The organism is Clostridium sp. YIM B02551 (assembly GCF_022324735.1).
GTDB classification, from domain to species: domain Bacteria; phylum Bacillota; class Clostridia; order Clostridiales; family Clostridiaceae; genus Clostridium_T; species Clostridium_T paridis.
The window spans coordinates 132,198-146,027 of sequence record NZ_JAKGTF010000003.1 but is presented as its reverse complement, the minus strand read 5'-3'; the positions used below and the strand labels follow the sequence as shown (position 1 = coordinate 146,027).

The following is a 13,830-nucleotide window of genomic DNA, read 5'->3' as shown; positions in this document are numbered from 1 at the left end:
ATTACGATCTAATTTTATTCAAAATACTTATTACAGGAACTGCAATTATTGCTGAAACCAAAGCTTCTGGAATTCCATTTGAAAGTCCTATTGTGAAAAGGGCTTTTCCAACAGTTGATGGATTAATACCAATAGCTTGTGCAAATTTTGCAGCATAGAAAACATATGTTAGTCCTAAAACAAAGATTGTATTTGTTAGTGTACCAATAACAGCAGCAACACCAATACCTGTCTTAGGGAATTTCTTTCTTATTGAAGCATAAGCATAATAAGAAAATAAACCAATAAGTATTCTAGGCAAGATAGCGATTATTGGGTTCCAGAATATAAATGAAGTTGGTGTAGGTGCTGTAAATGCTTGGTACATTGAGAATAATCCAAAACAAAATCCTACTGCAGCTCCAACTACTGGTCCTTCAACAATAGCTCCAATAATTACGGGTACGTGCATAATAGTTGCTTTAACTGGCGGTATGTTTATAAATCCAAGCCCAGTTAATCCTAAAAATAATGTGATACCAGTTAGCATCCCTGTTACTACAAGCTTTCTAATACTCATAGTCATAGTTGTTTTTCTTTCCATTTTGATAGCCTCCGTTCTTACTCTTTTAAGTAGATATAATTCGGAAAAAATTATAAATTTGATCCTAGTTCAGTTTCTAAAATAGAATACCGACAATAAGATTTTATCATTTTAAATTATAAGTGCAATACCATATTGTTAAAAAAATATCTAACTCTTGCATTTAATTTGGACAAATGGCTTTATTGTTAGTGTTTATGACATAAAAAAAATTAATTCTGAAAATTCTTTCTTTTTGGGGGACGGTTAACAACTATTTATACTTTACTAGTGCAAATAGTTGTTAACCGTCCCCAGTACTTTTAAGAAAATCTTAAGCATACATTAGATTATTAGTATTATAATTTAATTTAAAGGATATTTTTAAGAGGTGAAGATATGGTAAGTACAGTTTCTATTTTTTTTATGGCAATAACAATAATTATTTCTATTATTTTACCAATAACATTGGTAATCTATTTTTATAAAAAAGAAAGAATTTCAATAAAAACTGTATTAATAGGGGCGGTAGCTTTCTTTGTAGCAACACAAGTATTAGAAAAGTCAGTTCATATAGCCGTTTTAACAAAGATAACAGTTACAGCTGAAGTTTTAAAGAATCCAATCTTATATATGTTGTATGGTGGACTAATGGCTGGGATCTTTGAAGAAACGGCAAGGTTTATTATTTTTAAATTTGTACTTAAAAACAAAAAAGAATGGAAAGATGGCTTGGCATATGGTTTAGGACATGGCGGAATTGAAGCTATCTTGCTAGCTGGATTAGGATTTTTAAATAATCTTATTCTATCGATTATGATAAACACAGGAACTTATAATAAATTAATAGATACTTCAGGAGTGGCTGCAAATACACTAGAAAATGCAAAAAATGCATTAATAGATACTCAAAGTTATTATTGGCTTATATCAGGTATAGAAAGGATATTTGCATTAGGAATTCAAGTAGGACTGTCATTACTTGTTTTATATGCGATAAAAGAGCGAAAATATAAATTTTTATTCTTAGCAATTATATTCCATGCACTAATTGATTTCCCAGCAGTGCTTTACCAAGTGGGAATAGTTAATATATTTATAGTTGAGATAGGTGCATTTGTTTCGTTCGTTATAGCATTATTATTTATTAAAAAATCTAAGGGATTGTTTACTAGAGATGTTTAAAAATGAATAGAATAAAAAATCATCATAAACAAACCATATATATAAACATTTATAAAGCTTTATAAAGAAGGTGTACAAATGAATAATCAAGAAATTTTTAATGAAATTGATACGCATTTATTGGAGGATGAAAAGCCATCAATATTTTTAAGAACTCTCTTTAATAATAACTCATTAAAAGGAACAGTATTTCACAAAATTGAAAGATTAGCTACAATTGAGCAATCTCCTAAATATCACCCAGAAGGAAATGTACTAAATCATGTGATGTTGGTTGTGGATGAAGCTGCAAATCTTAGAAGTAAAAGTACAGATAAAAGAGCTTTAATGTGGGCAGCACTTCTACATGATATAGGAAAATTAACTACAACTAAAATGCGAAATGGTAGATGGACATCATATAACCACGATAGTGTAGGAAGCGAGATGGTCGTAGATTTTATAAGACCATTTGAGGAGGACCATCAGTTTATAGAGAAGGTAAGTAATTTAGTAAAATATCATATGCATTATTTGTATGTTGAAAAAAATCTTCCATTTGCAAATATTAAAGGATTAATAATGGACACCTCAATAGATGAAATTGCATTATTATCATATGCAGATAGATGCGGACGAGGAGAACTTTCAGAAAAGGATAGAATTAACACAGAAATAGCAATTAATAATTTTAAAAGCAAATTAAATAGTAAAAAAGAAAAGATGAGCCTACAAACAGTGTAGGCTCATCTTTTAAAATTTAGGGGACGGTTAACAATTAAATAAACTATTTTAAGTGAAATTTAAGCAATTTTGATTGCATAACACCTTAAAAATACAACAAAAAAATGTTAACCGTCCCCTAAAGAAAGTCTTTCATAAAAAAACAGTTGTATTCTTAAGGTAGACAAGGTATAATTTTTTTATTATATATTACTATATAATGTAATATGCAAATTTGGGGTGATTTTATGTTATTTAGAAGTACAAGAGGCGTGGAAGATAATATATCTTCTTCAGAAGCAATCTTAAAAGGAATAGCAAAAGATGGGGGGCTATTTGTTCCATCAAGTTTTCCAGAAGTTTATTCAAAATTAAAGGATAAAGTTGATTATGGATATGAAGAATTGGCTGAAAAAATCATAGGTCAATATTTTACAGACATACCAAATGAAGATTTAATCAGGGCTATTAGCGATGCATATAAAGGAAGATTTAATGTAGAAGTAAAGAATGGATTCCTAGAACTATATCATGGACCCACATCTGCATTTAAAGATGCAGCACTTCTATTTCTTCCACAAATCATGAAGAAAGCAAAGAAGGTAATAAATTTCAAAAATGAAATAGTTATATTAACTGCAACTTCAGGTGATACAGGGAAAGCAGCGTTGGAAGGGTTTAGTGGTGTTGAAGGTTTTAAAGTAGTAGTTTATTATCCAAAATCAGGAGTATCTGAAGTGCAAGAAAAGCAAATGAGAACTCAAAGGGGTAACAATGTTTTTGTTGTAGCAATAGATGGGAATTTTGATGATGCTCAAAGAGGGGTAAAAACAATCTTTAGTAATAAGGAACTGAAAGAAGATCTTGAAAAGAGCAACATTTCATTATCTTCAGCAAATTCAATCAATATAGGAAGATTGGTTCCTCAAATAGTATATTATTTTTATGGATACTTTGAGTTGGTTAGACAAGGTGAAATAAAAGAAGGAGATAATATCAATGTAGCAGTTCCAACAGGAAACTTTGGAAATATATTAGCTGCTTACTATGCAAAACAAATGGGGTTACCTATTGATAAATTAATATGTGCATCTAATGAAAATAATGTGTTAACAGACTTCTTCAAGGAAGGGACCTATGATAAAAATAGAGAACTTATACTAACAGAATCTCCATCTATGGATATACTAGTTTCTTCAAACTTAGAAAGATTATTATATGAACTTTCAGATAGAGATAGTGAAAAGGTTCAGGAATTAATGAATTCCCTTCAAAGCAGTGGTAAATATTCAATTACCCAGGAAATGAAGGAGAAGTTAAGTGATTTTTATGGAGATTATTCAGAAATTGATGAAGTATATAAAGCAATAAAAGATGTTTATAATAAAGAAGAGTATTTAATGGATACACACACTGCAGTAGCCTATAGTGTATATAAAAAGTATCAAGAGAAAACTGGTGACAATAAAAAGGTATTAATAGCTTCAACAGCAAGTCCATTTAAGTTTAATAGAAGTATAATAAATGCACTAGAAATAAAAGTAGACGAAGAAAGTGATTTAGAACTATTAAATAAACTTTCTGACTACACATCTTTAGAAATTCCTGCAGGATTAAAGGAACTTAAGGATCTTCCTATACTTCATAATTTAGAGTGTCCAAGTGATAAAATGGAAGCTACACTAAAAGAAATACTAAAAGTAGGTGTATAGTATGGTACGAGTTAAAGTTCCAGCAACAACTGCAAATATAGGGGCTGGGTTTGATTGCATGGGGTTAGCTTTTAAACTATATAATGAATATTTCTTTGAAGAGATTCCAGAAGGACTAGAGTTTGTTGGAGTAAAGGAAGAGTTTTGTAATGAACAAAACATTATATATGAAGCTATGATTCGCTGTTTTAATAAGGCGAATTACAAGAAAATAGGCGTGAAAATAGGAATAATTAAAGAAGAAATTCCTATATCTAGAGGCCTTGGAAGTAGTTCAAGTTGTATAGTTGCTGGCTTAATAGGAGCAAATATCTTAATGGGAAGTCCTTTTAGTAATGATGATTTATTTGATTTAGCAGTTGAAATTGAAGGGCACCCTGATAACGTGTCACCTGCATTCTTTGGAGGCATAGTCGTTTCTTCAATGGAAGAGGGAAAAGCATATTATAATAGAATTGATATAAAAGATGGGATTGAGTTCTTAGCTTTTATTCCTGAATTTACGCTTTCAACTGAAAAGGCTAGAAAAGCTCTTCCCGAAGTTATACCATTTAAGGATGGTGTATATAACATAGGAAAAGCAGCACTAACATTAAGTTGTTTCTACTCAGGAAACTTTGATTTACTAAAAGTAGCTTGTAAAGATAAACTTCATGAAAATTATAGAAGTAATTTAATACCTAATTTTGATAATATAACAAATAAGGCTAGAGAACTTGGAGCTCTATGTGTATTTCTCAGTGGAGCGGGTCCAACAATAATGTGTATTATTAAAAAAGGTTCTATTGATATAAAAGAAGGCATTAAAAAGTATTTAGAAACACTTGATGGAGGATGGAAACTTCTAGAATTAGAAAAGAATAACATTGGTCCAGAAATAGTTGAAGGGTGAGAAGATTGAAAAGTGAGTATTTAGTAATTGATAAGAAGGTTTTACCAGAGATATTTGAAAAAGTAATAGAAGTAAAAAGGTTGTTAAAGGGTGGAAAAGTTAAAGAGATAACTGAAGCTACGAAAACAGTTGGCATAAGTAGAAGTGTGTATTATAAGTACAAGGATTATGTTTTCGAGTTTTCAGAGACCTCTCAAGGGAAAAAATTTACTTTTAATATGATTATTTCACATAAAAAAGGAATACTTTCAAGTATATTAAATTTTCTTTCAGAAAAAGGTGGCAACATACTTACAATAAATCAAGGTATTCCAATCAACAATTCAGCAAATCTTAGTATAACAATGGATGTAAGCTCACTAGGGGAAGATATATGGAACATTTTAGAAGAGATTTCGTCCCTTGAAGGTGTGCAAAAAGTCGAATTTGTGGCGATGGAATAGAATTAAGAATATTTTAAGAATATATTAATAGTATTATTAATTAAAGCACAGTACAATAAAGATATAAACTAACATATGGAGGCGGAATCCATGATAAACTTTATTAAAAGTCATTGGAAAAAAGCTCTATCAGTTTTAACTTTATTAGTGCTTTTTTTATTTATATATAAATACAAAGATGAATTGCTAAGTTTCATGCAGTTACTTAAGAATACTGATGAAGTAAGTAACTACATTAAATCCTTCGGTCCTTTAGCGGGGATAACATTCATTTTATTACAAGTTCTACAAGTGGTTATTTTCTTTATCCCAGGCGAATTTATTCAAGCGGCTGGAGGATATGCATTTGGAACGTGGATTGGAACACTATACTCAATAATAGGAATTAGCCTTGGATCAACAGTGTTATTTTTTGCAACTAGAAGATTTGGCCATAATTTCGTTGAAAAGGTTTTACCGAAAAAAGTAAAGAGATCTTTCGAGAAAATATTTAATTCCAAGAGAATTAATTTAATTGTTTTTTTAGTATACTTAATTCCAGGATTTCCAAAAGATAGTTTGGCATTTCTAGCGGGGTTATCAAAAATAAATTTTAAAAACTTTATTATCTACTCAACATTAGGAAGATTACCAGCATTATTCTTATCAAGTTATTATGGAGCAAATATAGCAAGTGGTAAAAAGTTTATTATAATAATGTTGTCAGTAGTATTTGTTCTTATAATTGGTGTAGGGATAAGATTTAAAAGTCACTTCTTTAGTAAATTAGAAGAAATAGAATAAGTTTAATAGGAAAATGCTTTATTATTTTTACAGATAATAATCTTTTTCCTTTTTTATTTTCTCTAAATTTAATAAATAATAATTGTAATGGTTTCAACAATATAAATTTAAGAGTTTTTTATTTTTTTATAAACTTTCCTTTGACATATAATAAATTTTTAATTAATCTTAAAGTTAGGGGTTTTTTATAGTGTTTTAAATTCAACTAATAACTTATTCAAACAAGAATAAGTTAAGTTTCATATGGAAAACCGTATAACTAGAATAGTACAAACAATTTAAAGTTCTTTAAATAAAGGAAAAAGAATTGAGAAAGGATACAGAAATGATTGTATATTTTGATAATGCTGCTACAACAAAGCCTATAGATGAAGTAATTGAAGCAGTTAATTTTGGTATGCGAGAATACTTTGGAAATCCATCTTCTTTACATAGACTTGGTTTAGAAGCAGATAGAAAGTTATTAAGCTGCAGAGAAGCAATAGCAGGTACTATAAATGCAATTGCAAGCGAGATTTATTTTACCTCAGGTGGAAGTGAGGGTAATAATTTTATACTTAAATCTTTTGGCAAAAAGGGAAGTCATATTATAACAACAAAATTTGAACATCCTTCAGTACTTAACACACTTAAAGAATTAAAGGATATGGGTGCAGAAGTTACTGAATTGACATTGGATTCAGAAGGAAGAATTGATATAGAGGAACTTAGAAGAAGCATTAAAAAAGAAACTGTATTAGTATCTATAATGCATGTTAATAATGAAGTAGGTACAATACAAAATTTATTAGAAATAGGGAAAACTATAAAAGAATTATCTAGTAGAGCAAGATTTCATGTGGATGCAGTTCAGAGTTATGGGAAGATAGAAATAGATGTAAATAGATATAAAATAGATTTTTTAACAGCAAGTGGACATAAGATTCATGGCCCTAAAGGTGTAGGTTTCTGTTTCATAAGAAAAGGACTTAATCCTAAAGCTCTAATATCAGGTGGTGGACAGGAAAGCGGATTTAGAAGTGGTACTGAAAATGTTCCATCTGTTATGGGAATGACTGAGGCAGCAGTAATAGCTCATAAATCTATAAAAGAAAACTTTGATAAAGTAAAAGAACTAAAGAAGTATTTCATTAGTTTAATAAATGATTTAGACAATAAAATAATAAATTCTAAGGAAGAGGAATATATAAGTCCATATATTTTGAATGTTTCATTTCCAGGAATTAAAGCAGAAGTACTATTGCATTTACTTGAGGAAAAGGATATTTTTGTTTCTACAGGATCAGCTTGTTCTTCTAGAGGTGGTAAAGGAAAATATGTACTTAAGGCTATTGGCTTAAATGAAAAGGAAAGCGAAGGAGCAATTAGATTTTCTTTTTCAAGATTTAGCACAAAAGAGGAAATAGATTATACAGTAGAAGAGCTTATAAAAGCACTTACATTTTTAAGGAGAGTAAGAAAATGAGAAAATTAATATTAATAAAATATGCATCAGAGATATTTCTGAAAGGTTTAAATAGAAATAAATTTGAAAGAAAATTAAAAAAGAATATTGCAAGAAAACTACACGGAATTGAATTCGAATTTGTAGAAGATATGAGCAGATGGTTTATAGCTTCAGAAAATTTAGAAGAAGTAGCAAATAGAGTAAAGAAAGTTTTCGGAGTTAAGGAAATATGTTTTGTTACTGAACTAGAAAGTGATTTTGACAAAATAAAAGAATTAGCATTCGAAAAAGTAAAAGCATCAGGAGCAAAAACTTTTAAAATAGAGACTAATAGAGCAAATAAAGATTTTAATATGGAATCAGTTGAAGTATCTAGAGAAGTTGGAGCACATGTTCTAATTAATTTTGATGGTGAACTTTCAGTAAAAATGAAAAATCCTGAATGTATGGTAAAAGTTGAAATAAGAAAGAAAGCCTATATATGGACATTAGGAGATGTTGTAAAAGGTGAAGGTGGTATGCCTTACGGAGTTAATGGAAGCACTATGCTAATGCTTTCAGGTGGAATAGATTCACCAGTTGCTGGATATATGATGGCAAGAAGAGGTGTTGAATTACATTGCGTATACTATCATTCTCATCCTTATACATCAGAAAGAGCTAAGGACAAAGTTAAGGATTTAGCAAAAGTACTAGCAACATATACAGAAAAAGTTAATTTATATGTAGTTCCATTTACTGATATTCAGATGTCAATAATTGAAAAGTGCCGTGAAGATGAACTTACTATAATAATGAGAAGATTTATGATGAGAGTGGCATGTACATTAGCAGAGGAAAAAGGCATTCAATCAGTTACAACTGGAGAAAGTATAGGTCAAGTAGCTTCCCAAACAATGGAAGGTTTAATTGTGTCAAATGATGTAGCAGATAGACCAGTATTTAGACCGTTAATTTCAATGGATAAAGAAGATATAATGGACATATCAAGAGATATTGAAACTTACGATATATCAATAAGACCTTATGAAGACTGTTGTACTATTTTTGTTCCAAAGCATCCTAAGACAAAACCAGTACTTGAGGAAATAAAAAAATCAGAATCTAGTTTAGATTGTGAAGCATTAGTTAAAGATGCAATAGAAAACATGGAAGTTTATACATTTTAAAATTATTAAAGATATCCTATATAGGGTATCTTTTTTTTATTAAATATAGATAATTACTAGCATATTTAAAAGAAATAGTGGAAATATATATTAAGTTGACAATTACGTATAAATGTGTATAATTAAGGGTATACTTTAGTAATTTATCAGAATAAAGTGATAAAGTGAATGACGGAGGGATAAAATGGGGGCTATTAATAATTTTCTTCCTGAAGGGGCAAGAGATATAATTTCTGAAGATTGTTACAAAAAGGAAGAGATACGAAAATCTTTAGAAGAAAACTTAGAAAATTGGGGATATGAACAAATAATTACACCTACCTTAGAATATTATGATACTTTTAATTCTCATCCTGAAGCTTTTAAACAAGAAGAAATGTATAAGTTCTTTGATAATAAAGGAAAGATTCTTGTTTTAAGACCTGATATGACAATCCCAATGGCAAGAGTAGTAAGTACAAAATTAAAAGATTATAAAAGACCAATTAGAGTTAGATATACTTCGAATGTATATAGAGTAAATGAGGTTTTTGGAGGAAAGCCAAATGAAATAACTCATTGTGGAGCTGAATTAATTGGTAGAGAAACTTTAGAAGGTGATTTAGAGATAATCTATCTATCAATTAATCTTCTAAAATCTTTAGGCTTAAAAGAATTCAAAATCGAATTAGGACACATGGGGGTAATCACAGGGATATTTGAAGAGTTAAATCTTGATGATGAGGTTAAAGAAAAAATATCATTTCTAATAGAAAAAAAGAGACTAGGAGAATTACAGGGGCTTTTAAATAAGCTTAATATACCAGAGGAAATTAAAAACTTTTTAGAAAAGCTTCCATGGCTTTTTGGAAATATTGAAGTCTTAGACTCAATAAGTGAACTTGAAATATATGAAAAAATAAAGGAACCAATACTATATTTAAAAGCATTGGCAGAGGCGATTAAAAAATTAAAGTTACAAGAATATGTATCCCTAGATTTAGGGATCATACCTAAAATAAATTATTATACAGGTGTGATAATTAGAGGATATGTGCAAGGGGTTGGAAGCTATGTACTCCAAGGGGGACGCTATGATAAACTAATAAATTCTTTTGGAATAGATAATGGGGCAATTGGATTTGCTATAAATATTGACTCATTAATTGAGGTATATAAAATTAGTAAAAAAGAAAAGATTACTAAGATATTATATTCAAAAAAAGACTTTATTGAGGCACTGGTAAAAGGAAATGAATTAACAAATAAGGGCTATAAGGTTAATTTAATTGAAAAGAAAGATGACGACGCAGAAATAGAGAGTGATGAAAATACAATATTAATCTAATCTTTCTAAATTATTATGATTCATTGGGGGGAAGGATATGACAGTAAATATTGCACTAACAAAAGGGCGTTTAGAAAAAGAAAGTGTTAAGATCTTTGAAAAAGCTGGATTTGATGTGTCATTGTTAAAAGATAAAGGAAGAAAACTCATTTTTAAGGATGAGAAAATGGATTATAACTATTTTCTAGTTAAGAGCGTTGATGCAATTACCTATGTTGAGCATGGGGTAGCGGATGTTGGTATTGTTGGGAAGGATACGCTTATTGAAAGTAACTTGAACTATTACGAAGTTTTAGATTTAAAGATAGGACAGTGTAAATTCATAGTTGCATCTCTTCCAGAGTCAAGATTATTTAAAGACTATGGGCATATTAAAATAGGAACTAAATATCCAAATGTAGCAAAGGAATATTTTTACGATAAGGGAATGGACGTAGAAATAATCAAGATTGAAGGTTCTGTTGAACTTGCACCGCTTTTAGGGTTATGTGATGGGATAGTAGATATCATGGAAACGGGAACAACACTAAAGGAAAATGGATTGGTTGTCCGTGATGAAATCTGTGATATAAGTGCGAGGGTTATTGTTAATAATACTGCCTTTAAGTTAAAAGAGAAGGAGATTCGAGATTTTCTTTCAAAAATAAGCAATGTAATATAGGGGGCTATAATGTTAAGAATATTAAATTACAACGAAGAAAATAGAAATAAAGTTTTAGAAGAACTAAAGAATAGGGAAGTTAAAGAAAGTGAAGAGGTATTAAAATCAGTAAATGAAATACTAAACAAGGTTAGAGCTGAGGGAGATAAGGCTCTAAGCTATTTCACTAAGTTATATGATGGAGTTCAACTAGAATCAACTTTAGTTTCAAAAGAAGAAAGTGAGGAAGCTTTTTTTAAAGTTGAAAAAGAATTTATTGAGGCATTAGAAAAAGCTAAAGAAAATATAAAAGTATTTCATGAAAAGCAAAAATTAAATTCTTGGATACAGACTAATGAAAGTGGAGTATTTATGGGGCAAAGAGTAATTCCACTTGAAAGAGTTGGAGTTTATGTTCCAGGTGGAACGGCTGCATATCCATCTTCAGTATTAATGAATGTTATTCCAGCTAAAGTAGCAGGGGTTTCATCAGTTGCAATGATTACTCCACCAATGAAGGACGGAAAAGTAAACCCTTATATTCTAGCTGCAGCTAAAATTGCTGGAGTAGATGAAATATATAAGGTTGGAGGAGCTCAAGGAATCGGAGCCTTAGCTTATGGAACTGAAAGTATTAAAGCGGTTGATAAAATAGTTGGGCCTGGAAATATATATGTAGCTACTGCTAAAAAATTAGTATTTGGTACTGTAGATATAGATATGATAGCAGGACCATCTGAAATATTAGTTATAGCAGATGAAAAAGCTAAAAAGGAATATGTTGCTGCAGATATGTTATCACAAGGAGAACATGATGTCTTAGCATCATCAATTTTGCTAACTACTTCTGAAGAGTTATTAAATGAAGTGTGTCAAGAAATGGAGAAACAAACTGAAAATTTAGATAGAAAAGATATTATAAAAAAATCCATGGCTAAGTTTGGAATAGGGATACTATGTGAGAGTATTGAGGAATGTATTAAGCTTTCTAATATAATATCCCCTGAACATTTAGAACTAATGATTGAAAATCCAATGGAGTTATTAGGGAAAGTTAAAAATGCAGGAAGTGTGTTTTTAGGATACTATACGCCAGAGCCTGTTGGGGATTATTTTGGTGGCCCAAATCATGTACTACCCACATCAGGAACAGCAAGGTTCTTCTCAGCATTATCTACCGATAGTTTTATTAAAAAATCTTCATTTATATATTACACAAGAGAAGAATTAATAAAGGCATCGAAAGACATTATAACTTTATCTGATAAGGAAGGGTTAACCGCCCATGGAAATTCTATAAAAGTGAGGTTAGATTAAGATGAAAAAAATACAAGCATATACATCAATGGATACATCAAAGGAGATTAGACTTAATGCCAATGAGATATCTAATAATCTATACAAGGATGCAATATTTTCTATGACATCAATATTGGCGTCTACTCAGTTTAATAGATATCCAGAGGATGAAGCCTTAAGTATAAGAAAAGCATATGCAAAATATTCTGGAGTTAAGGAAAAAAATATTATTGTTGGTAATGGTTCCGATGAGATGATAAATCTTATTATAAGCTCAACAATATCACAGGGAAAGAAACTACTAACCTTGGATCCAGACTTTTCTATGTTTGATTTCTATACTTCAGTTCAAGGCGGAGAAATAGTTAAGGTTAAAATTGAAGATCAAGGAGAAATTAATGTAAAGAAACTTATAGAAACAGGGAAACGTGAAAAGGTAAGTTTGATAATATTCTCAAATCCAAACAATCCAACAGGAACAGTGATGGCAGAGAAAGATATAGTTAAGATATGCGAAAACTTTAGAGATATTCCAATAGTTGTTGATGAGGCTTACTATGAATTTTACGGTGAATCAATGATTAAGTATATTAATAAATTTAATAATCTAATAGTGACGAGAACTCTATCTAAAGCATGGGGGTTAGCAGCTATAAGAGTAGGATTCTTAATTTCTAATGAAGAAAAGATAAATGAGCTTTTAGCATATAAGGTTCCTTATAATGTAAATACTCTTTCTCAGACTTTAGGAGCTATTGCATTAGGATATATAAATTTATTAAAAGAGAATACAAATATAATAATTTCAGAAAGAGAAAAATTATTAGAAGAGCTTAAAGAGTTAGAGGTTGAAAGCTCACTTGATATATGTTTTTATCCATCTAAATCAAATTTTATATATGGAAAAACATCTCATAAGGATGCACTGGTAAATGGACTTAAAAATAAAAATATTTTAATTAGAACTTTTGAAGATGATAGTTTCAGAATAACAGTTGGATCACCTCAAGAGAATAAAAGACTAATGGATACTTTACGAAAGATTTTAGTCTATGAAGGAGATGATGGATATGACATTAAGAGTTTATAAAGGTATGAGAGATACAAAAGAAACTCAAATTGCACTGGAACTTAATATTGATGGATGTGGTAATTCAGAAATATCAACAGGGGTTGGATTTTTTGATCATATGCTAACATTATTATCATTTCACGGGAATTTTGATTTAAATATTAAAGCAAAAGGTGATTTATATATTGATGATCATCATTTAGTTGAAGATACAGGAATACTACTAGGAAAAGCAATAAAAGAAGCTTTAGGAGATAAAAAAGGAATAAAAAGATATGGCACCTTCTTTTTACCTATGGATGAAGCATTAGCTACAGTTTCTCTTGATATATCTGGAAGAGGATTCTTGCACTTTGAGGGAGACTTTTCAAGAGAGAGTATAGGAAACTTTTCAACTGAAATGGTAAAGGAATTCTTTAGAGCCTTAGCTATGAATGCAGGGATTACTTTACATGTAAGAATTTTATATGGGGAGAATGATCACCATAAAATTGAAGGCCTATTCAAAGCTTTAGGAAGAGCATTGAAAGAAGCTGTAACAATAGATGAAAATAATATGAACCGAATTCCTTCTAGTAAAGGAGCTCTTTAAGGAGG

Annotated in this window: 14 protein-coding genes; 13 read left to right on the top strand and 1 reads right to left on the bottom strand. The window is 30.0% G+C overall.

Going from position 1 to position 13,830, the window contains the following annotated elements; all coding sequences use genetic code 11:
* Window position 1: 1 nt before the first annotated feature.
* Window positions 2–583, bottom strand: coding sequence for an ECF transporter S component (locus L1S47_RS04935; RefSeq protein ID WP_238882366.1), 582 nt, complete (start codon window positions 581–583; stop codon window positions 2–4).
* Between the two features lie 378 nt (window positions 584–961).
* On the opposite strand from L1S47_RS04935, the gene L1S47_RS04930 reads away from it, so the two are divergent.
* From L1S47_RS04930 to hisB, 13 genes are all read left to right on the top strand, one after another.
* Window positions 962–1,747, top strand: coding sequence for a YhfC family intramembrane metalloprotease (locus tag L1S47_RS04930; protein WP_238882365.1), 786 nt, complete (start codon window positions 962–964; stop codon window positions 1,745–1,747).
* 78 nt (window positions 1,748–1,825) lie between these two features.
* Entirely contained in the window at window positions 1,826–2,470 is a 645-nt protein-coding gene (locus L1S47_RS04925; RefSeq protein ID WP_238882364.1) for an HD domain-containing protein, read from the top strand.
* A gap of 227 nt (window positions 2,471–2,697) precedes the next feature.
* A complete protein-coding gene (gene thrC / locus L1S47_RS04920) occupies window positions 2,698–4,161 on the top strand; it encodes a threonine synthase (protein ID WP_238882501.1) in 1,464 nt (487 codons plus the stop codon).
* A gap of 1 nt (window position 4,162) precedes the next feature.
* Window positions 4,163–5,053: a homoserine kinase gene (thrB, locus tag L1S47_RS04915; protein ID WP_202767776.1), complete on the top strand. Its 891-nt coding sequence runs from the start codon at window positions 4,163–4,165 to the stop codon at window positions 5,051–5,053.
* Window positions 5,054–5,058: 5 nt separating this feature from the next.
* Entirely contained in the window at window positions 5,059–5,496 is a 438-nt protein-coding gene (locus L1S47_RS04910; RefSeq protein WP_238882363.1) for an ACT domain-containing protein, read from the top strand.
* Window positions 5,497–5,586: 90 nt separating this feature from the next.
* Window positions 5,587–6,279: a TVP38/TMEM64 family protein gene (locus L1S47_RS04905; RefSeq protein ID WP_202767774.1), complete on the top strand. Its 693-nt coding sequence runs from the start codon at window positions 5,587–5,589 to the stop codon at window positions 6,277–6,279.
* Between the two features lie 325 nt (window positions 6,280–6,604).
* A complete protein-coding gene (locus L1S47_RS04900; RefSeq protein WP_238882500.1) occupies window positions 6,605–7,744 on the top strand; it encodes a cysteine desulfurase family protein in 1,140 nt (379 codons plus the stop codon).
* The gene (thiI, locus tag L1S47_RS04895) at window positions 7,741–8,895 is read left to right on the top strand and encodes a tRNA uracil 4-sulfurtransferase ThiI (RefSeq protein ID WP_238882362.1); all 1,155 of its coding nucleotides are present in this window, start codon (window positions 7,741–7,743) and stop codon (window positions 8,893–8,895) included. Before L1S47_RS04900 ends, thiI begins: the two co-directional genes overlap by 4 nt.
* A gap of 184 nt (window positions 8,896–9,079) precedes the next feature.
* The gene (gene hisZ / locus L1S47_RS04890; RefSeq protein ID WP_238882361.1) at window positions 9,080–10,222 is read left to right on the top strand and encodes an ATP phosphoribosyltransferase regulatory subunit; all 1,143 of its coding nucleotides are present in this window, start codon (window positions 9,080–9,082) and stop codon (window positions 10,220–10,222) included.
* Between the two features lie 37 nt (window positions 10,223–10,259).
* Window positions 10,260–10,883 (top strand): ATP phosphoribosyltransferase, encoded by a 624-nt coding sequence (gene hisG, locus L1S47_RS04885; protein ID WP_202767771.1) that lies wholly within the window; start codon window positions 10,260–10,262, stop codon window positions 10,881–10,883.
* Between the two features lie 9 nt (window positions 10,884–10,892).
* The gene (hisD, locus tag L1S47_RS04880; protein WP_238882360.1) at window positions 10,893–12,179 is read left to right on the top strand and encodes a histidinol dehydrogenase; all 1,287 of its coding nucleotides are present in this window, start codon (window positions 10,893–10,895) and stop codon (window positions 12,177–12,179) included.
* 1 nt (window position 12,180) lies between these two features.
* The gene (hisC, locus tag L1S47_RS04875) at window positions 12,181–13,251 is read left to right on the top strand and encodes a histidinol-phosphate transaminase (RefSeq protein WP_238882359.1); all 1,071 of its coding nucleotides are present in this window, start codon (window positions 12,181–12,183) and stop codon (window positions 13,249–13,251) included.
* Window positions 13,232–13,825, top strand: coding sequence for an imidazoleglycerol-phosphate dehydratase HisB (hisB, locus tag L1S47_RS04870; RefSeq protein WP_238882358.1), 594 nt, complete (start codon window positions 13,232–13,234; stop codon window positions 13,823–13,825). The genes hisC and hisB overlap by 20 nt, the downstream gene beginning before the upstream one ends.
* Window positions 13,826–13,830 lie beyond the last annotated feature (5 nt).

Bases quoted from the DNA above. Each gene is read 5' to 3' on its own strand.
- L1S47_RS04935 (WP_238882366.1), bottom strand. From the start codon at position 583: ATGGAAAGAAAAACAACTATGACTATGAGTATTAGAAAGCTTGTAGTA.
- L1S47_RS04930 (WP_238882365.1), top strand. From the start codon at position 962: ATGGTAAGTACAGTTTCTATTTTTTTTATGGCAATAACAATAATTATT.
- L1S47_RS04925 (WP_238882364.1), top strand. From the start codon at position 1,826: ATGAATAATCAAGAAATTTTTAATGAAATTGATACGCATTTATTGGAG.
- thrC (WP_238882501.1), top strand. From the start codon at position 2,698: ATGTTATTTAGAAGTACAAGAGGCGTGGAAGATAATATATCTTCTTCA.
- thrB (WP_202767776.1), top strand. From the start codon at position 4,163: ATGGTACGAGTTAAAGTTCCAGCAACAACTGCAAATATAGGGGCTGGG.
- L1S47_RS04905 (WP_202767774.1), top strand. From the start codon at position 5,587: ATGATAAACTTTATTAAAAGTCATTGGAAAAAAGCTCTATCAGTTTTA.
- L1S47_RS04900 (WP_238882500.1), top strand. From the start codon at position 6,605: ATGATTGTATATTTTGATAATGCTGCTACAACAAAGCCTATAGATGAA.
- thiI (WP_238882362.1), top strand. From the start codon at position 7,741: ATGAGAAAATTAATATTAATAAAATATGCATCAGAGATATTTCTGAAA.
- hisZ (WP_238882361.1), top strand. From the start codon at position 9,080: ATGGGGGCTATTAATAATTTTCTTCCTGAAGGGGCAAGAGATATAATT.
- hisG (WP_202767771.1), top strand. From the start codon at position 10,260: ATGACAGTAAATATTGCACTAACAAAAGGGCGTTTAGAAAAAGAAAGT.
- hisD (WP_238882360.1), top strand. From the start codon at position 10,893: ATGTTAAGAATATTAAATTACAACGAAGAAAATAGAAATAAAGTTTTA.
- hisC (WP_238882359.1), top strand. From the start codon at position 12,181: ATGAAAAAAATACAAGCATATACATCAATGGATACATCAAAGGAGATT.
- hisB (WP_238882358.1), top strand. From the start codon at position 13,232: ATGACATTAAGAGTTTATAAAGGTATGAGAGATACAAAAGAAACTCAA.